Consider the following 20102-nt stretch of genomic DNA (forward strand, 5'->3'; position numbering starts at 1 on the left):
ACAGTCATGCCTAAATTTCTACAAAAACGCTGGCACGGCTATCAAACTGTCTGGGCGTTTTTGCTGCTGCTGGTGCTTGTCATATGTATTTCCATGTACAATTGGGAACTGGGTGTGATAGGCCTGCTGCTGTCATTCTTGCTTGGCGGGCTGATGCTGAAGACGGAATTGGATTTTCGTCGGGAGTTGAATCAATATATCAGCGGTCTTTCCTTTCGAATCAAGCGGGTAGAGGGAGAAGCGATCAGCACACTGCCGTTTGGGATCATTTTATACAGTGAAAATCGAACGGTAGAATGGCACAATCGGTTTGCCGGGGAAATGTTCGAGGAGCAGTCGCTGATAGGCGAGCCTCTACAAGACCTATTTCCTCAACTGGCGGGAGCTTTAAGTGCCAAAAAGGAAACAAAGGAGCCGACTCGCGAGCTGAAGGTGGAGTTACAGCATGATGAGCGCTACTATCAGTTTCTGATCGTGCCGGATGAGCGACTGATATACTTGTATGAAGTAACGGAGCTGGCGGTGCTGCGCAAGCAGTATGAAAACGAGCGGCTGGCGCTCGGTATCGTCATGCTCGACAATATGGACGAGGCCGCTCAGGGGATGGACGATCAGCAGCGCACTGCGCTTATTGCGAAGGTGACGAGCGAGATTACGTCCTGGGCGAATCATTACAATATTTATTTGCGCCGTTTGTCATCCGAGCGTTATCTCATTATGTTGAATCACAAAGCGCTTCAAGAGCTGGAGCAGAGCCGATTCGTCATTCTGGATACGGTGAGGGAAATGACAGCGGATTTGAAAGTCCCCATGACACTGAGCATCGGTTTGTCCTTTGGTGCGGAGAGCATCAAGGAGCTGGGCGAGCTGGCTCAGTCCAGTCTGGACATGGCGCTCGGACGTGGGGGCGATCAGGCAGCAGTGAAAGCCGGACAGCGCCTGTCCTTTTACGGAGGCAAGTCCAACGCTGTCGAGAAGCGTACAAGGGTGCGCGCCCGAGTCATTGCCCACGCGTTGCGTGATCTAATGCAGGAGAGCGATCGCGTGCTGATCATGGGGCACAAAATACCGGACATGGATGCATTGGGAGCGGCCATCGGCGTGTGGAAGGCCGCAGCGCTCTACAATGTTGAAGCGCATATCGTGCTGGATAAATCCAATCCGTCCATCGACCGAATGATGGAGCAGGTTAACAAGGACGAGAAGTTGTCGCAGGCACTGATGACGCCGGAGCAGTCGCTTCAGGCCATGACCGAGCATAGCCTGCTGGTCGTGGTGGATACGCACAAGGCCTCGATGACGATTGAGCCACGTCTCGTGCAGACGGCAAGCAGGGTGGTCGTGGTAGATCACCACCGTCGAGGCGAGGAATTTATTAACGATTCGGTTCTGATCTATTTGGAGCCGTATGCGTCGTCGGCCTGTGAGCTGGTGACTGAGCTGCTGCAATATATCCATGAGAAGGTCCAATTGACACCGCTGGAGGCGACATCGCTGCTGGCCGGGATTACGGTAGATACCAAGCATTTTTCCCTCCATACAGGCTCACGTACGTTTGAGGCGGCCGGTTTTTTGCGGCGGAGCGGGGCAGATACAGTCATGATCCAGCGCATGTTAAAAGAGGACCTGGATGAATATATTGCTAAGGCGGAAATTATTAAGCATGCTAAAATGATATATGGGCACATCGCGCTTGCGGTGACAGAGCCCGGACAAAAAATTCCGCAGCTTCTGATTGCTCAGGTGGCGGATTCATTACTCAATATGACGGATGTACTGGCCTCTTTTGTGGTCAGTGAACGTCCTGACGGCCTGGTGGGGATCAGCGCCCGTTCGCTCGGGCGCATGAACGTACAGGTCGTCATGGAACGGCTAGGCGGCGGAGGACATCTGACGAATGCAGCAGTCCAATTGGATTGCTCGGTAGAGGAAGCCAAACGCAGAGTGGTCGACGTGCTGGCCGAAATTGATGGGGAAGAGGGGTTATTTGAATGAAAGTGATATTCATTAAAGATATGAAGGGCCAAGGCAAGAAAGGGCAGGTTAAGGAAGTGTCCGACGGTTATGCAGCGAATTTTCTGCTGCCGCGGGGTATTGCCCGTCCAGCAACGGAAGGAAATATGAAGACGCTGGAGAATCAGAACGCTGCTGAGGAAAAACGTAAGCAAGAGGAAAAGGAAGAGGCGCAAGTACTCGGCAAAAAGCTGGAAGAGACAACGATTCAGCTCAAAGCGAAGGCTGGAGAAGGTGGACGGCTGTTCGGTGCGATTACAAGCAAGCAAATCGCAGAGGCTGTTTCTAAAACTGGAATCAAGCTGGATAAACGCAAAATCGAGCTGGAAGAACCGATTCGTACGTTGGGCGTGACTCAAATGACCGTCAAGCTTCATCCTGAGGTCAAAGCTACGCTGAAGGTCCAGGTGACTGAAGAATAATTATGGGCGGCGAATTTTTTGATCGGATTCCTCCTCAAAATCTGGAGGCTGAACAGGCGGTTATCGGGTCCATTTTGCTCCAGTCCGAAGCACTGATTACCGCGATGGAGCGGGTGCAGACCGAGGATTTTTACGATAAGGCTCATCAGATGATTTACGAAGCAATGATTGAGCTGGGTGAATCCGGGCAGCCGATTGACTTGGTTACGCTGACCTCGAAGATTCAGGACAAAGGTCAGCTGGAGGATATCGGCGGAGTCAGTTATCTGGCCAAGCTGGCTCACGGAGTGCCAACAGCGGCTAACGTGGATTACTATGCCCAGATTATTGAAGAAAAGGCGATGCTTCGTCGCCTGATTCGCACAGCTACGCAAATTGTGAGTGAAGGCTACAGCAACGGCGAGGATGTCGCCGGTATGCTGAGCGATGCCGAGCGCAAGATCATGGAAATATCCAACGGGCGCTCAGGCAGTGGTTTTATCGCCATCCGCGATGTCGTGATGGAAGTGTTCGACCGTGTCGAAATGCTGCATCAGAACAAGGGCAATACAACCGGAATTCCATCCGGATTTGTTGACCTGGACAAGATGACGGCGGGTTTCCAGCGCAATGACTTGATCATTGTGGCTGCCCGTCCATCCGTGGGTAAAACGGCGTTCGCCCTGAATATTGCACAAAACGTTGCAGTGCGGGCGAAAGAGACGGTAGCCATCTTTAGTCTGGAGATGTCGGCAGCCCAGCTCGTGCAGCGGATGATCTGTGCCGAGGCTAATTTGGACGCGAACGTCATGCGGACAGGTGAATTTAAAGGCGACGAAGATTGGGCCAAGCTGACGATGGGGATTGCAGCCTTGTCTGAGGCAGAAATCTATATCGACGATACGCCTGGTGTCACTGTCGCTGATATCCGTGCCAAGTGCCGCCGTCTCAAGACGGAAAAGGGACTGGGCATGATCGTGATCGACTACTTGCAGCTTATTCACGGACGCGGCAAAGCAGGCGAGAATCGGCAGCAGGAGGTATCCGAAATTTCACGGACATTGAAGCAAATTGCCCGTGAGCTTGAAGTGCCTGTTATTGCCCTTTCCCAGCTGAGCCGGGGTGTGGAGCAGCGTCAAGACAAGCGACCGATGATGAGTGACTTGCGGGAATCGGGTTCTATCGAGCAGGATGCGGACATCGTCGCGTTTCTGTACCGGGACGATTACTATAATCAGGAAACGGAAAAGAAAAATATTATTGAGATTATCATAGCCAAGCAACGTAACGGCCCGGTCGGAACGGTAGAGCTGGTGTTTCTCAAAAACTATAATAAATTCGCCAATTACGAGCGTGCGCATTCGGATGCGTTCGCCGGCTAACGTATTCATATTATTAGTATAAGGCTCTTTCGACTCGTGTTTCACGATGTCGAAAGAGCTTTTTTATAGACTGTTTATATGTTTTCATATAGGATTGAAACTCCCAATTACGAACAATACTATTTCCATGTGATATATTGTTCGTTTTTTATTTGACTTTGAAAAATGGTACTGGTACACTTATAGTGCTGCTTCAACGCAGTGGGGAGATCATTACGCCCGGGGCATTCCGACCTGTGGAATGTCTGCGACGGACGTTTTTTCCTGCTGTCCGAGAACGCTCCATACCTGGCTGCTGAGGCAATTAGAGCCAGATATGCGTAGTGTGTCAGCTCAAAATCAGAGTGTCTGTGGGCACTCCACGGAGGAATGAAACATGTCAACTGTAGTCGTTGTGGGAACACAATGGGGAGACGAAGGCAAAGGTAAAATCACGGACTATCTGGCGGAAAGCGCTGAAGTAGTGGCCCGTTACCAAGGCGGAAACAATGCTGGTCATACGATTCTCATTGACGGTAAAAAGTACAAGCTGAGCCTGATTCCATCCGGCGTTTTTTATGAAGATAAAAAGTGTGTTATTGGCAACGGCATGGTAGTGAATCCAGCCGCTCTTATTGAAGAAATTACTTACATTCATGATAATGGCTTTTCTACGAAAAATCTGGTCATCAGTGACCGCGCACATGTGATTATGCCTTACCATATGACGCTGGACGTACTGGAAGAAGACCGCAAAGGTCCTAACAAAATTGGTACGACGCGTAAAGGGATCGGCCCTGCTTATATGGATAAAGCTGCACGTAATGGTATCCGTATTGCTGATTTGCTGGATGCGGAGGAATTCGAAACGAAGCTGCGCCTTCTTACGAAGGAAAAGAATCAAGTAATCCAACAGGTATACGGCGGTGAGCCGCTGGATGTAGAAGAAATACTGAAACAATATCTGGAGTATGCAGAATTTATCCGTCCTTATGTAGGCGATACGTCTGTTGTGTTGAATGATGCGATTGACGCAAATCGTAAGGTACTGTTCGAGGGTGCGCAAGGCGTTATGCTCGATATCGACCAAGGTACGTATCCGTACGTAACATCCTCCAACCCATCGGCTGGCGGCGTATGTATCGGTTCCGGTGTCGGACCATCCAAAATTCAACAGGTAATCGGTGTAGCTAAATCGTACACAACTCGCGTAGGCGACGGACCGTTTCCAACCGAGCTGAACGATGAAATCGGCGATTATATCCGTGAAACAGGTCATGAGTACGGTACAGTTACAGGTCGTGCTCGCCGCGTAGGCTGGTTTGACAGCGTCGTTGTGCGCCATGCCCGCCGTGTCAGCGGACTTACGGGTCTGTCCCTGAACTCACTGGATGTACTGACTGGCTTGAAAACAGTCAAAATCTGCACAGGCTACAAATACCGTGGTGAGATCATTACGCATTATCCGGCAAGCTTAAAAATGCTGGCGGAATGTGAAGCGGTATACGAAGAAATGCCGGGCTGGAGCGAAGACATTACTGGTGTGAAAACACTGGAGGAACTGCCTGAGAATACCCGCAATTATGTACAACGCGTATCTGAGTTGACAGGTATTCCAATCGCCATCTTCTCTGTGGGTCGTAACCGTGATCAAACGAACCAGGTGCTTCCGATTTATTTGTAAGACTTAATGATAGAGCTATTCATATACGTTCAGGGAGAGAGGGCTGTTAACAGCTCTCTCTTTTTTTATTGTTGAAGTGTTAAACGGAAATCTTCCTCTTTACATAATCTTATCCCCCTTGTCGATTTGTGATAACAAACCCTCTCTATAATCCATATTGAAAAGAGATTCGGACGTCTAGACGTCTTGAGAGGGATGAATTATGAACTGGTATCTTCGCTCACTCGGCACACGCAAAATTGTGGAATTCATCGTGCTTGTCATTTTCGTCATTTTTTTTCTGGGGCCTCTGACCAATCTGCTCCTGTTGGCGGTTTCGGGAAAATGGCAATATCCTGCACCGCTCCCGCAGAGCCTGTCACTGGAATGGTGGAAGTTTGTACTTACCCAGGATGACGTACTCAGCTCGATTTCCCTATCCTTCCTGATTGCTATTACCGTTACGGTCTGTTCGATTATTGTATGTGTTCCTGCTGCTTATGCCTTTGCACGGATTTCCTTTCCGCTCAGTAAGTGGTTTCTATTCTCATTCCTGCTCACGCATGCTTTTCCGAAAATGGGCTTGTATGTGTCCATCGCCGTGCTGTTCTACCAATTCGGGTTGATGAACACCTTTGCAGGCATTATTCTCATCCACATGGTGAACACGCTCATGTATATGACCTGGATTCCTTCCTCTGCGTTCCGCAGTGTACATCGCGCACAGGAAGAGTCAGCCAGGGATGCTGGAGCCGGGCCATTTCGGGTGTTCTGGAAAATCAGCTTTCCTATGGCACTGCCCGGCATTGTAGTCGCCTCCATCTTTACCTTTCTCGCTTCACTGGATGAGGCACAGGGAACACTGCTGGTCGGAACACCGGACTATAAAACGATGCCTGTCATCATGTATTCCATCATTGCCGATTATCCGAGCACAACAGGTGCTGTTTTCTCGGTCATTCTTACTCTGCCAACGATTATTCTGCTATTGGCCGCCAAGCGGTTTGTAAGTGCGGATGTACTGGCAGGCGGATTTCAGGTGAAATAACGTAATTGGTCAAAAGGAGCCTAAACGAATGTCCATTCAACTATCGATTCAAGAGTTAACCAAACGATTCAAGACAGGAGACGGAGTCAAAGGCATTTCACTTGACGTGATGAAGGGGGAGCTAGTGACCCTGCTTGGGCCATCCGGCTGCGGCAAAACAACCGTGCTTCGCTCGATTGGCGGCTTTCTTGACCCGGACGGCGGTGACATCCAGATTCAAGGTAAAAGCGTACTGAAGCTGCCTCCCGAAAAGCGCCCGACAGCCATGGTGTTCCAAAGCTATAATCTGTGGCCGCATATGACGGTGTATGACAATCTGGCCTTCGGATTGAAAATTCGCAAGGTGAAAAAGGCGGAGATCGACCGCCAGGTCAAGGAAGCGCTGGCGCTGGTGCGGCTGGAGACAGCAGAACGCAAAACGCCCGGCCAGCTCTCAGGCGGCCAACAGCAGCGGGTAGCGCTCGCCCGTGCTCTGCTGCTGAAGCCGGATGTATTGCTGCTGGACGAGCCTTTCTCCGCTCTCGATGCCAAGCTGCGGATGGAGATGCGGGAGGAGCTGCGCGATATCCAGATGCGGACGGGAATGACGATGGTGTTCGTCACCCACGATCAGGAAGAGGCGCTGTCCATCTCCGACCGGATTGTAGTCATGAATGCAGGCCGGATTGAGCAGCTTTCGACGCCGCAGGAGATTTATGACAAGCCGGAATCGCTGTTTGTGGCGGGATTTATTGGCCGCATCAATTTATTAAGGGGGGTGAGCAGAGGTCGCAGTGTCTCCGTGAGCGGAATACCTTTTCCGCAAGAGCATGAATACACAGGTGAATCCATGGTGGGTGTAAGACCAGAGGATATTGTTCTGACGAATGAAGACAAGCCTTCTCTGTCTGGAACGATCCGACAGGTGATGATTCTCGGGCATTATGCCGAGGTGTCGCTGGACAGCGGGACGGATCATCTGAAAATGTTTGTGCCGCGTGAGCGGGCTGCCGAGCTGCGAAGTGGAGAGCAGATCAGATTCAGCTTCAATAGAATTGTTACTTTTCCAGCAGCACAGTGAATGTGTACCATCAACCTTCTGCATCGCTTCAATGTTAATGCATCATGAACGCATCATCTAGCGGTGTTGCGAACTTGTGCAACCATCTAAAGGAGGAAACAACGTGTTTGGGAAAAAGAAGATGAGTCTGATTTTGGCTGGGGTGCTCAGCCTATCGTTACTGGCCGGATGTGGAACCAGCGGCAAGGCCGCAACCACGACAGGAGAGGCTAAGGACACGAAAGCAGAGGCAGCTAAGGGTACGACGGAGATCTCCTTGTACACTGGCGGATCTTTGAACGTCAAAGAATTGTGGGAAACCTTAATTAAAGATTTTGAAGCTAAAAATGATCGCATCAAGGTCAAACTGGTGTATTTGCCAGCCGGAACCGGGGGAGCATCGACGCTGGATCGTCTGATCGCAGCCAAAAAGAGCGGGCAAACCGATGTGGATATCGATCTGTATGAGGGCAGTCTGGATGACATCACTAGAGGTGTAGGTGAACAACTGTGGGACACGATGGATGCCAAGAAGGTTCCGAACCTGGCCAATGTGGATGAAACCTATCTGAAGCAAGTAAATAATCAGGCTATTCCATACCGGGCATCTTCGGTAGTTCTTGCCTATAATAGCGCGAAGGTGGCTACGCCTCCCAAAACAGCAGATGAGCTGTATACGTGGATTCGTCAGCATCCCGGCAAATTTGCTTATAACGACCCGTCCACGGGTGGGTCAGGCAGTTCGTTTGTAAATACCGTCATTTATAATTTCCTCCCGCCAGAGGCCATGAACAGCAATGATCCGGCTAATATGAAGAAATGGGATCAAGGCTTCTCGCTGCTCAAGGAACTGGGGCCTTCCATGTATCAAAAGGGTGTCTATCCGAAAAAGAATCAAGGCACGCTTGATATTCTCGCGAGCGGAGAGGTGGATATGATTCCCGCCTGGTCCGATATGGCGCTGGAGCAATTGGCAAAAGGCCTGCTGCCTGACACGATCAAGCTGACGCAGATCGACCCTGCTTTTACAGGCGGGCCGTCTTATCTGATGGTTCCTTCCCTTTCCTCCAAGAAGGAAGCAACGCAAGAATTCCTGAACTATGTGCTGACACCGGAAGCGCAGAAGGTTGTTATCAATAAAATGTATGGCTATCCGGGGATCAAGTGGAGTCTGATGCCAAAAGAACTGCAAGAGAAATTCAACAGTGTTTCTTCAGGCTACCGCAGCTTCAACAGCGGCGAGCTTCAGCAGGAAATCTACAAACGCTGGCAAAGTGAAGTCGCAGGCGGCTGATCATGAGTTCATCTTCTAAAAGAGGGATGTTGGGGCTTGCCCTAGTCATCCCATCTTTTCTCATATTTGCTGGTCGTTGTTATTATTCCCATTCTCTATGCGGTAAAAGAAAGCCTCATTGATCAGCATGGAACCGGCTACGGTCTGGCCAACTATATTCGGCTGTTCACGGAGCCTGCCATGCGCAGAAATATCATATATACGATTAATGTCACGCTAGTCTCGACGGCCCTTACTCTGGTCATCAGCTATGCTTTGGCTATTTATCTGAGATTCGGTAAAGGGGTCGTTGTGAAGTGGATAGGCCGATTGTATTTTATTCCGATGTTTGTTCCCGGTGTAATTGCAACCTATGCGATCATTACGATGTATGGCAATCACGGTTGGGCTGCACGTCTTTTGCTGCCGCTCGGCATTGAAACCATTCCCAGGATTATTTATGACTACAAAGGACTGGTGCTGGCTAATTTGTGGTTCAACATCCCGTTCGCAACCATGCTGCTCAGCTCGGCACTTGCCAGCATTCCGAACGCTGTCGTCGAAAGTGCCAGAGATGCAGGAGCCAGCACGATGCAGCTGTTCGCGCGCTTCATTTTACCCCTTTCCTATAAAACGATGTGGGTCGCGGTGACTTTCATCTTTATGGGAATCATGGGTAGCTTCACAGCTCCGTTCCTGATCGGTGCCAACTCGCCGCAGGTATTGGGTGTCGCCATGCAGCAGGTATTTTCCAGCTATCAGGAAACGCATACGGCAAGCGCTATGGCGGTGTTTATGTTTTTACTGTGTTCTTTCATGGGCTACTTTTATATTCGAACCATGGTGAAGGATGCGGATGCGGGCTAGATGACCGCTATACACTAAGGAGGTTACAGGGATGAACAGCCAAGCAGAAGTGCAGATTACCGGATTTCGCGGGGAATTGCAGGAAAAAGACCTGCTGGATTGCGGATATCGGATTGCCTTACACAAAGCCGAGGTCGAGCTCAGCACGGGGAACGGGTTCCGATTCACGTTTTCCATGCCGGAAGACGGATTCGCAGAGCTGGATTTGCTGGCCCGCTCGGACAGCGACTGGGCTGCGGCAGATCGGGAATCCGCCTTTGTGCGCCTCTACCTGAACGATGTCTATAATCAGGACGTTATTTTGTATTATGGCAGCAGCTTGGGTGTGTACACTCGTCTGTTGGGGAATCTAAAGGAAGGCGATTATGAGGTGTATGCGGAATTCCGGGAATTGGAGTCTGCTCCGCTGGTGTCCAGAGCATGGATCGACGGGGTCGAGCTGCGCTGTGTGGCTGATTCTTCGGCCAGATCGATTGTCTATCGCCACACCCCTCTTTTGTATGGCCGCAATTTGTTCCACCCCTATGAAAATCGTTTCACGGATACGCCGCTGGTTCTGTTTTATTCGGTGGCAGAGGAGGAAGAACGGACGATCATCGAATATCAGATGATGTTCAGCCATGAGGATGAAGGAACGCCAGCACCGCTGTTAATGAGCAAGTGGGGAAGAACAACTGATATTGAGTGGATGTATCGCGTTGAGCTGGATGCAGACGGCAACGTGTTGAATGCCGTTTTCCAAGGCCCCCATCACATAACTACTGCTTTTCAGGGAAGCTATGATCTGGGCGGGCATCCTGTGCTCCAATCGGCTACGACTAATGGAAACTTTACGGATCATATTACGTCAGGCTACCGTTTTATGCTGACACCTGCCTTCCAGTGGAAGCCAGAGGAAGAGCCGCGTGAGGCAGTCATGAGCCGTTTTCCTTTTGCCTATCAGGTCACTGGGTGGGAAATGGAGCGCCAGCAGGAGCTGGAAATGCCATCGCTTGCGTCATCCATTGCCCTTGCTCATCAGCGAAGCTATGTCTTTATCCAGACTTCCAAGTTTTCTTTGCACAGTTCCGACGGTGAACGCTCTTCAGCATCGAGACCAGGCTTTAATCGACGTGAAGAGGATGCCTGTGTCGATATCCAGCTTCGCCTTCATGGCTCTGAGCAGTGGTATTCATCGTGCCATCATGATTTGAGACTCGGGGATTTTAGAGCCGCTTATGAGGGGGCAGAGTCGCACTTCTCCACAACGATCAAGCTATCGGGAGAGCCTGCGCTGGATGATATAGCGGAAATTAGAGCAGTGCTGCTGGAAGGAGGTGCCGACCGTATGAAGGTGGCGGGACTGTATGCTTTTATGTTGAACGAGAATTATTTGCCGAAGCAACCAGGGATTCGTACAGATCGGGCACTTGAGCTAACGCGAGATACCCCAGCAGGTATTCTATGGGCAGCAGACGAGACAGGGTCAGTAACTTATGCTGCGGACTACTCGACAAGCAAGGATGAGCAGGTATGAGCAAGCTGCTGTATGTGGAAGGAACGGTCGATCGTTCCTGCACCCAGAGCCATATTACGTACTCTTTTCATATTTCACAGCCGACAGAAATCATTCGCATTCAATTTTCGTACACCCCGAAGCTGTTGGAGGATCAGGAGCAGGCTCGAAGCATGATTGAAGAGAGCATGAGCCGATACGGATACGACGAACCGGGTCATGCTGAAGAGGCGTGGAAGAAGTATACGCCAATACAAAATTTATTAACGCTGTCTGTCGACGATTCTGTTCGCCATCGGGGCAATGCGCACCGCCCCGAGATGCAGCAGGAGCATCGACTGGGTTCTTCCGCGGCTTCGCCGGGATTTGTCGCAGGAGACAATCCCGCAGGAATGTGGAGGATCACCGTCAGTCTGCATGCCGTTGTAACAGAGATGCTGACATACAGCATTCAGGTATGGGGGGAGGACGCCGTACATGGTTAAATGGATCCCGGCAGAGCTTCATACCCATACGCTTCACAGTGACGGCAGGCAAACACTGGAGGAACTGGCCCAAAGCGCAGCCAATCTCGGGCTTGAATGTATCGCCATGACAGATCACAATACCCAGTCAGCACTTATAGATCAGGAGCGGGTTCAACAGCAATTTGGCGTCCCGATCATTCCAGGAATGGAATGGAATGGACCACCTTTTACGGACATATGCTGACGCTCGGGGTAGACCGTTTTATCGACTGGCGTGTTCTGGGGCCGGATGATATCCACGAGGGGATTCGGAAGGTGCATGAGCAGGGAGGTATTGCAGGGATTGCCCATCCGTTCAGGATTGGAAGTCCGATCTGTACGGGATGCTTCTGGGAATACACGATTCAGGACTGGCATGAGGTCGATTATATTGAGGTATGGTCAACGCTCATGCCGTCGATTAAGCGTGACAGCCAGCGGGCATTTGCGATGTGGACGGATTTGTTGAACCAGGGATATCGCATCACGGCGGTAAGCGGTCGGGACTGGCACGTATCCAAACCGGATGATGCCCTTCCGGCTGTCACGTATCTAGGTGTGCGGGAGGAAGCGGGAGAACAAGAGACGTTGGCAATCCGGGCAGTTGAGGCAATCCGCAACGGCTCTGTATCGGTTACGATGGGGCCGTTATTGACGATGCAGGCACAGGTTAAGGGGGATGACAGACGTTATAGCATCGGGGAATATGTAGAGTCGATGGCGGGAGATTCGCTGTTGGTGACGATACAGTTGGATACACAGACCAGACCAGAGCAGCCCATTATCGGCTGGAGCCGCAGAGCCTTCGTTTGCTGCTAACCAGTCGTCAGGGGACATGCTCTGAAATTCACATTCCTGCTCAATCAGGAGAATATACGATAACGCTGCAAGACCCGGCAGAGAAGGGCTGGATACGAGCCGAGTTGTATGGCTGTATGGAAGACTGCGTCACTATGATCGCTTTTACAAATCCGATTTATATCGCTGGAATCCAATCATTATGATAGAAAGGCTGGGCTTTGGACGGTGTCGACCAAACAAGAGAGCATTAAGTTGCTCATAGAGGAATATATAGAGGTTAACCAGATTGGACCGGGCGACAGGCTGCCTTCGGAAGCCGCGCTTTCGCAATCATTCCGTGTGTCGCGTACGACGCTACGTGGAGCGATCCGCCAGCTGGAATCGGAAGGAAAGCTGTTGGTAAAGCACGGGAGCGGCACATTCGCCACTCGTCCGCTTCCCAGCATTCCCAGTTCATTGGATCGCTTGTACAGCATCGGGGATATGATTCGTTCAGCAGGGCTGCGGGAGGACGAGCAGTTGAAATCCATCCAGAGGATTTCAACGTGTCCCCCGGATATTGCCGACCGAATGGAACTTTCCGAGCATGAGCCGATGATTGTTCTGGAGCGTACGCGTACCGCGGACGGGGAAGCGGTGGCACACTCTATTAACTGGATGCCGGAGAGGTTAGCGAGTCCTATTTTGGAGGACGGGTCTTTTTCAGGGTCCTTATTTCAAAGTTTGGAGCTTCAGGCCGGGGTACGAATTGTAGGGGCGTATTCAGAGCTTACCGTCCCGAACGCTCATGATGCCCACGCGGCACGTCTGCTCCAGCAGCCGCAGGCTACGGTATTACTGCTCAAGCAGCTTCATTACGATGAGCTGAACCGACAGGTGCTGTATTCACTGGATTATGTTCGCAATGATATTTTCCGTTTTTGGGTACGCCGTACTCGTTGATCCACTGCCAGATCACATCTACTATTCAATCGTGCTAGTTTTACATATTCCAAGGGTTAAAAATCGTCATATCTCGTCAATACTGATTGATATGCACTTCATGAAGATGTACACATGGCAAGCTGCGTATGAAGGAGGTAACGGGATATGAGATGGCTTGGATGGCTGCTCAAAAAAGGAATGACGGTGGTGCTGGTCAGTGCTCTGACGCTGGCTGTGACAGGTGTGGTCGTGAATGCCTATGTTCAATCGCTGCTGCGGCAATTCAACATTCAGCTCGATCATCAGCCGATATGGGGATTGGGCTGGCTGAATGGGAGCACAGATACAGGAAAAAATACAGACACGGGGAAAAGCAAGGCAACAGGCGGGAGCTCGGAACATGTAACCCCACCGGACAATGCTCTGCCCGTCATGGGACAGGGATTGAACGAGGGTGAAGGCGGTACGGGTGCCGCTGCACCTGAAACAGGCCAGTCGACCAGTATCGAAGGCCATGATCTGGTGATTACGCCCGATCATTTAACGGAGAAGAAGAACAATCTACCTGCGGCGGAGAAGCAGGAGATTTTTTCGATTCTGATGAATAAGCTGCCGCCAGAGGAGATGCAGAAAATATCAGCCGCGATGGAAGGCGGCCTGACCGAGCAGGAGCTTCAGGATATTCAGCAGGTGCTTGCGAAGTATTTGACGAAAGAGGAGTACAACAAGCTGATGAGTATGCTTAAATAATAACGATGATTTTATGGGCAAAACTTATGTTCAAAATAAGACTATGCAATCCGCGCTGAGCGCGGATTTTTTTGCGTCTCAGGAAGGTATTGGAGTGCAGTTGAATTCTTTGTAAAAGCTATGTTAAAGTAAACTGTGTTGTGAAAAGGTTAAATTTTTGAAACCTTTTACGCAACTATGCAATGATAAATAGCGACTATTATCATAGATCAGCGTGCAAAATGGCTATTTTTATAGTGTAAAAGAACAATAACGAACGCATTTAATAGAGATAGGATATGCTGAAAAGGAGAGGACCATGGAGGTTTCTAAGGGGAAGTATTCACCGGACCACAAGAATGAGAATTCAAGCGTTGAAGGCAATTCTACTGGCAAGCCAGGAACAATAGCAACATGGTGGAGCGGACGGAGAAAATGGTTGAGCTGGACGGCAGGCGGCGTAGTGATTGCAGGCAGTCTTATTTTTGCTGGTAATCAGTATGTTGGTGCCAACACGGTTCCTTATTATAAAGTGTATGTAAAGGGCGTCGAGGTCGGGAATATCTTGAATGAGCAACAGCTCAAGCAGCTGTATGCTACAAAGAGCAAACAGTATAAGGACAAGTATCCCGGCGTGGACATGGTGCTTAATACGAGCGCGGTAACAACCACCACTGAAAAGGCATATAAAGCGGATATCGATAGCTCAGCCACGCTGAAGAAGCTGGACGGTATGCTAACAGCGTATGCCAAAGGAGTCGAAGTGAAGGTCAACGGAAAGACGGTTGGCATTGTCAAGGAAAAAGCGACTGCACAGGCAGCGTTGAAGCAAGTACAGAAGAAATACACACCTGCGGGTGAGAGTAAGGCTACAGGTATTAAGGGACTGGTTCGCAAGACGTCGGTGGGCAGCAGTCATGCCAGTGCTAGTACCAAGGCGCCTAAAGCGTGGCTAGAGTCTGCCAGTATCCGTGAGAAAATTGTATATAAGCCTGTGAAAGCAGACCCCAACAAGGTGCTGACAGAGGCAGAAGCGGTGAAGGTGCTGACTGAGGGGCGCGAGGAACCTGTAACGTACACGGTGCAGGAAGGCGATTCGTTGTCGTCCATTGCTACGAAATTCAATATGACCGCTTGGGAAATTAAGCAAAACAATCCCGGCCTGCGCGAGCTGTATCTGCAAATTGGGGACGAGCTGAAGCTCACTGCACCCAAGGCTCCAGTCACGGTGCGAACGGTAGAGAAGGTTGTCGAGCAGATTGCCATCGAACCTGAGGTTGAGATTCGCCAGAGTGATGAATTGAAGGCCGGGGTTACCAAAGTCGTCAGACCGGGACAAGCGGGTCTTAAAGAAATGGACTACCGTTTGACCAAGGAGAACGGTGAGGTCGTGCAAGAGGAATGGCTCGGTCAAAAGGTATTGCAGCCGTCTCTTACCGAGGTGGTTCTGAGAGGAACGAAGGTCGAGGGAGAAGGCTCGGGTCAATTTGCTTGGCCGATTTCGGGTGCAATAATGACGAGCAGTTTTGGGGGACGCTGGGGACGTATGCATGAAGGTGTTGATTTGGTTGGCAATCATACCATTCAGGCCTCCGATGAAGGTGTCGTCACATTTGCGGGTCAGCAGAATGGCTACGGCAATGTCATTATGATTGATCATCGCAACGGCTATCAAACGGTCTACGGACATTTGAGCAGTATTGGGGTTCATGTGGGACAGGTTGTTCAGCAAGGTGAGGCCATTGGTATTATGGGGAATACTGGACGCTCAACAGGCACGCATGTTCACTTCGAGATCCGTAAAAATAATACAGCGCAAAATCCAATGACATATCTAAGATAGATTTGTTGTTTATATCGGAATGTACATGATTTATGAGGACCAAGGAGAAAGGCCATGTTTTTCTGCATGCTTAACAATGGGTGCAGACATGGTTTTTTTCTGCATAAAAGAAAAGGGTCTGAAGAAGTAATGGAATGGCGTGCGTGTATGATAGAATAGAATAAGCATCTTATGGATACTAACAAACGAAAGTTCAATATATAGATTACGATCCGTGAGAAGAGGTGAACGCTGTATGCAGGGGACGATTCTGGTCGTGGATGATGAACAGCCTATCGCTGATATTTTGAAATTTAATTTGGAAAAAGAGGGCTACCAGGTGATTTGCGCGTTCGATGGAATCAGCGCAGTGGATATTGCGGTCAAGCAGCAGCCTGACCTGATTCTGCTGGACCTGATGCTGCCGGGCATGGACGGTATGGACGTATGCCGCGAGGTACGCGGACATCAGCTCCAGACGCCGATTATTATGCTAACCGCCAAAGACGGCGAAATCGATAAGGTGCTGGGGCTGGAGCTGGGTGCGGACGATTATGTGACGAAGCCGTTCAGCACACGGGAATTGCTGGCACGGGTAAAGGCACAGATGCGCAGACAGCAGCGCGGCGGGACAAGTACGCCGGAAAGTCGTTCACAGGAGGATAAGCAGGGGCTGCGCGTGGGAGACCTCTTTTTTGATACGGATATGTATACAGCTTACAAAAACGGGACGGCGCTTGACCTAACGCACCGAGAGTATGAGCTTTTGCACTACATGGCGAAAAATGCCGGAAAAGTTATGACCCGCGAGCATTTGCTTCAGGCGGTGTGGGGGTTCGAATACTACGGGGACGTACGGACGGTGGATGTGACGATTCGGAGACTGCGTGAGAAAATCGAGGAGAATCCGAGCAAACCGGAGACCATCCTGACTCGGCGTGGACTCGGATATATTGTTAGCGGGAGCAAAGGTGGCCTGCGGGCATGAGATGGCTGTCTTTCTTTCGTACCATCCATGCCAAGCTGATTATTATTTATGTGCTGCTTATTTTGGTGGCGATGCAGCTGATCGGAGTCTATTTTGTCAGCTCGATGAAGAACTCTCTGACGAGTAATTTTACACAGGATTTGCAGGCGCGGGCGGAAATGCTGTCCGTACTTGCAGAGCAGGATCTGAACGGCAGTGACGGTAAAATGGAAGAAGACAGCGTAGAAAGTCTGCGCGCGCGGGTGAACAATCTGTTCGATTTCAGCGGTGCGGAAATTCAGGTGCTGGATGCCAGTGGCAAGGTATTGATTACCTCTCAAGGCTCACACGCCGATTATGTCGGACGTAAAAATACGCAGACCGTTGTCAGTCGCGCACTCCAAGGGATTCGCGATAACGAAGAATACATGGTGGACGAGGATAACGTCCGTAAAAAGGTCGTCGCCAAGCCTGTCATCAGCCAGGGTAAAATCGTTGGCGCGGTGTACATCGCCGCTTCGATGACCGAGCTGTACGATACGATGAAACGCATTAACAATGTGTTTCTATCCGGTATGCTGATTGCGCTGGCGTTGACGGCAGTGCTGGGCGTGGTGTTGGCCCACACGATTACACACCCGATCAAGGTGATGACACGCCATGCGACAGAGGTCGCAGAGGGCAGGTTTGACCAGCAGATGCCAGTGTTTGGTGAGGATGAGATCGGCAGACTTAGCGTGGCCTTCAACTATATGACGGGCCGCCTGCGTGAGGCGCTGTCCCAAAATGAGGAGGAGAAGGAGAAGCTCTCCTCTATCTTGACCAATATGAGCGACGGTGTAGTCGCTACGGATGATCATGGCCGGGTCATTCTGGTGAACCGTCGGGCCAGCGCTATGCTGGGCGTGAACGAGAACGAAATGACCGGTAGACATATCGCGGTGCTGCTGGGAATCGATCCGGAGGAAACCGAGGCCCTGTATAGCGGCTCTTCGGCCTCCACGCTCCTGCAGCTGGAGCCGGCAGGTCAGGATGATCCGATCGTGATCCGTGTGACGTTCACGCCGATTCATCGGCGGGAATTTGGCATTACGGGAACAATTGCTGTGCTCCAGGACGTGACGGAGCAGGAGGAAATGGAGACGACACGGCGGGAATTCGTAGCGAATGTATCCCATGAGCTGCGTACTCCGCTGACGACGATCCGCAGCTATGCCGAAGCGCTGGATGACGGCGCGATGAGTGAGCCGCAGCTTGCGGAACGCTTCGTGGGCGTGATTCGCAACGAGACGGAGCGTATGATCCGGCTGGTTACGGATTTGCTGCATCTATCGCGGCTTGATTCCAATGAGGCGCCTTTGCGGATGCAGCCTGCGGATGTGATGGAGATGCTGGACGAAGTGGCGGATCGATTCTCTTTTCAAATGAAGCAAAAGCACATTCGCTCAGGAATGTTCGTAGAGCAGGGGATTGGCAAGGTCGTGATCGACCGGGATCAAATTGAGCAGGTATTGGACAATCTGATGTCCAATGCGTTGAAATATACGCCGGAGGGCGGAAGCATTCGGATTGAAGCACGCCGCAACAGTGAGGGGATGCTGTCGATTTCGGTGCAGGATACCGGAATTGGGATTCCGAAAAAGGATCTGGACCGGATTTTTGAACGGTTCTATCGTGTAGACAAGGCGAGATCGCGCAATATGGGCGGTACGGGATTAGGGCTGTCGATTGCCCGGGAAATTGTAAAAGCTCATGGAGGCCAGATTTTTCTGGAGTCAGAGTATGGTCAAGGGACTTGCACGACCTTTACGCTTCCGATGTCGGGTGAAGGGAGGGAAGCACAGTGAAGGAACGTTTGAAGTCAGGGGCGCTTGCTTTTCTGGTGGCTTCCAGCCTGATACAGACTTACTTTTTGATCTACCGCCTTCCGGGCAGTGATTCTGTACTCACTTCAGAAACAAACTATGTGAAGACCGAAAGCATGGGGCAGGAGAAAAAGATTGAAAACCTCGTGTTCCCCGATAAAATGCTAATTCACCAAGGGGACAAAAAACACACTGTTTTTTATCCGGGTGTTGCTTTTTACGATTTGATTTATACGCGGCTGGAGAGCCGGAGCTTTGAAAATTTCCAACGTCGGAGTATTCAGTCAGCGGATTGGGCACGAATTCGCAGCGAGAATGAGGGCATCGAATTGTCTTTTTCGGGCGGCGTCCCCGTGTCATTACTGGAGCGGGTCATGCGTCTGACGCCAGATTCGGTGTTTCAGGGAGAGACGATTAACCGTATCTGGATCTATATCGATGAAAAGAATGCCAAGCCGCACGCTCTCTTTTTCAGTGCGAGAGGCGATGTAGTGTATGAGGCGAACCAGTTCGATATGACGGTGGAGGATATAAAGCAGCATGTGAATTTTGGCAAAAATGCTCCGTTGTACGAGCTGGTGGATCATCAGTACTACATTCCCGTAGATGATCTGGAGACGGTACAGCCCGTGGTGTATGTCGGATTGTTTACGACAGAGCAGATGCAGCGGAACTTGTTTTTTGATCCAGGAATTACACGTAATATTCAGGAGAAGGACGGCTCCCAAATTTATACCGACAGCAAGCGAAGTCTGCAAATCAAGCAGGATCAGCGATGGATGAGCTATACCGATCCCAGTGCTCCAGGAGCGAGCGGAAGCAGTCCGATTAGGGATGTGTTGGCCGCAGTTGATTTTGTAAATCAACATGGCGGCTGGGATGCTTCCTATCAGCTGAAAATGAGAGGCAGCGATGAAAATCGTACGAGTGTGCTGTTTCAGCAGTATTACGGGGCTTATCCGGTGCTGGATACACCATCATTCCGCTTTGGTACGATTTCGCTGCAAATCCAGCAGGAAACGGCATCGGTCTATGATCGTTCGCTGCTGTACCTCAAGGGTGGGGAGCAGTCCTCGAAGAAGGTCATGCTTCCAGGCGGCGACGTCTTGAAAAAGCAATTGAAGACGGTAGGCAAAGGAAAAACCATTAGAGATCTAACTCCTGTATATCAGCCGGAGCTGACCAATGATGGGTTGAAGCTTGTTCCCGAGTGGCGCGTTACGCTGGGCGACGGTTCTATTGTAGAGATTCATGCTGTTCCAGTAACGACAGCATCGAATCCACCACAAGCGCAGCCACCTCAGGAGACAAAGCGGTGACAGGAAGGG

18 protein-coding genes and 1 pseudogene are annotated in these 20102 nt (G+C 50.7%); all 19 read left to right on the top strand.

From position 1 onward, the window contains the following. Window positions 1–6: 6 nt before the first annotated feature. On the top strand, window positions 7–1995 hold the full coding sequence (locus LCF57_RS19695) for a DHH family phosphoesterase (protein WP_226002215.1): 1989 nt from the start codon (window positions 7–9) through the stop codon (window positions 1993–1995). Next, window positions 1992–2435 (top strand): 50S ribosomal protein L9, encoded by a 444-nt coding sequence (gene rplI / locus LCF57_RS19700; protein ID WP_025715999.1) that lies wholly within the window; start codon window positions 1992–1994, stop codon window positions 2433–2435. Before LCF57_RS19695 ends, rplI begins: the two co-directional genes overlap by 4 nt. A gap of 2 nt (window positions 2436–2437) precedes the next feature. Further along, complete coding sequence (dnaB, locus tag LCF57_RS19705; protein ID WP_007433205.1) at window positions 2438–3796, top strand: replicative DNA helicase; 1359 nt, start codon at window positions 2438–2440, stop codon at window positions 3794–3796. Window positions 3797–4172: 376 nt separating this feature from the next. Then, window positions 4173–5459: an adenylosuccinate synthase gene (locus tag LCF57_RS19710; RefSeq protein WP_226002216.1), complete on the top strand. Its 1287-nt coding sequence runs from the start codon at window positions 4173–4175 to the stop codon at window positions 5457–5459. Between the two features lie 202 nt (window positions 5460–5661). After that, complete coding sequence (locus tag LCF57_RS19715; RefSeq protein WP_226002217.1) at window positions 5662–6486, top strand: ABC transporter permease; 825 nt, start codon at window positions 5662–5664, stop codon at window positions 6484–6486. A gap of 28 nt (window positions 6487–6514) precedes the next feature. Further along, the gene (locus LCF57_RS19720; RefSeq protein WP_226002218.1) at window positions 6515–7546 is read left to right on the top strand and encodes an ABC transporter ATP-binding protein; all 1032 of its coding nucleotides are present in this window, start codon (window positions 6515–6517) and stop codon (window positions 7544–7546) included. 103 nt (window positions 7547–7649) lie between these two features. Further along, complete coding sequence (locus LCF57_RS19725; protein WP_226002219.1) at window positions 7650–8819, top strand: extracellular solute-binding protein; 1170 nt, start codon at window positions 7650–7652, stop codon at window positions 8817–8819. 2 nt (window positions 8820–8821) lie between these two features. Beyond that, window positions 8822–9665, top strand: a pseudogene (locus tag LCF57_RS19730) (ABC transporter permease). Between the two features lie 31 nt (window positions 9666–9696). Next, window positions 9697–11181 carry a hypothetical protein gene (locus LCF57_RS19735; RefSeq protein ID WP_226002220.1) on the top strand — a complete coding sequence of 495 codons (1485 nt, stop codon included), beginning with the start codon at window positions 9697–9699 and terminating at the stop codon, window positions 11179–11181. Next, window positions 11178–11645 carry a hypothetical protein gene (locus LCF57_RS19740; RefSeq protein WP_226002221.1) on the top strand — a complete coding sequence of 156 codons (468 nt, stop codon included), beginning with the start codon at window positions 11178–11180 and terminating at the stop codon, window positions 11643–11645. The genes LCF57_RS19735 and LCF57_RS19740 overlap by 4 nt, the downstream gene beginning before the upstream one ends. Next, complete coding sequence (locus LCF57_RS19745; protein ID WP_226002222.1) at window positions 11638–11871, top strand: PHP domain-containing protein; 234 nt, start codon at window positions 11638–11640, stop codon at window positions 11869–11871. Before LCF57_RS19740 ends, LCF57_RS19745 begins: the two co-directional genes overlap by 8 nt. Further along, on the top strand, window positions 11838–12485 hold the full coding sequence (locus tag LCF57_RS19750; RefSeq protein WP_226002223.1) for a CehA/McbA family metallohydrolase: 648 nt from the start codon (window positions 11838–11840) through the stop codon (window positions 12483–12485). The genes LCF57_RS19745 and LCF57_RS19750 overlap by 34 nt, the downstream gene beginning before the upstream one ends. Next, complete coding sequence (locus LCF57_RS19755; protein ID WP_226002224.1) at window positions 12476–12670, top strand: hypothetical protein; 195 nt, start codon at window positions 12476–12478, stop codon at window positions 12668–12670. Before LCF57_RS19750 ends, LCF57_RS19755 begins: the two co-directional genes overlap by 10 nt. Window positions 12671–12692: 22 nt before the next feature. Then, window positions 12693–13409, top strand: coding sequence for a GntR family transcriptional regulator (locus LCF57_RS19760; RefSeq protein ID WP_226002225.1), 717 nt, complete (start codon window positions 12693–12695; stop codon window positions 13407–13409). 147 nt (window positions 13410–13556) lie between these two features. Further along, the gene (locus LCF57_RS19765; RefSeq protein WP_226002226.1) at window positions 13557–14141 is read left to right on the top strand and encodes a hypothetical protein; all 585 of its coding nucleotides are present in this window, start codon (window positions 13557–13559) and stop codon (window positions 14139–14141) included. Between the two features lie 298 nt (window positions 14142–14439). Further along, window positions 14440–15963: a M23 family metallopeptidase gene (locus LCF57_RS19770; RefSeq protein WP_226002227.1), complete on the top strand. Its 1524-nt coding sequence runs from the start codon at window positions 14440–14442 to the stop codon at window positions 15961–15963. Window positions 15964–16198: 235 nt separating this feature from the next. Beyond that, a complete protein-coding gene (gene yycF / locus LCF57_RS19775) occupies window positions 16199–16930 on the top strand; it encodes a response regulator YycF (protein ID WP_226002228.1) in 732 nt (243 codons plus the stop codon). A 71-nt stretch (window positions 16931–17001) separates the two neighbouring features. Then, window positions 17002–18756, top strand: a complete 1755-nt coding sequence (gene walK / locus LCF57_RS19780) for a cell wall metabolism sensor histidine kinase WalK (protein WP_413232218.1) — start codon at window positions 17002–17004, stop codon at window positions 18754–18756. Further along, window positions 18753–20093, top strand: a complete 1341-nt coding sequence (locus LCF57_RS19785; protein ID WP_226002230.1) for a YycH family regulatory protein — start codon at window positions 18753–18755, stop codon at window positions 20091–20093. The genes walK and LCF57_RS19785 overlap by 4 nt, the downstream gene beginning before the upstream one ends. The last annotated feature ends 9 nt before the right edge of the window (window positions 20094–20102 follow it).

This window comes from Paenibacillus sp. BJ-4, from assembly GCF_020404765.1.
Lineage (GTDB): Bacteria > Bacillota > Bacilli > Paenibacillales > Paenibacillaceae > Paenibacillus.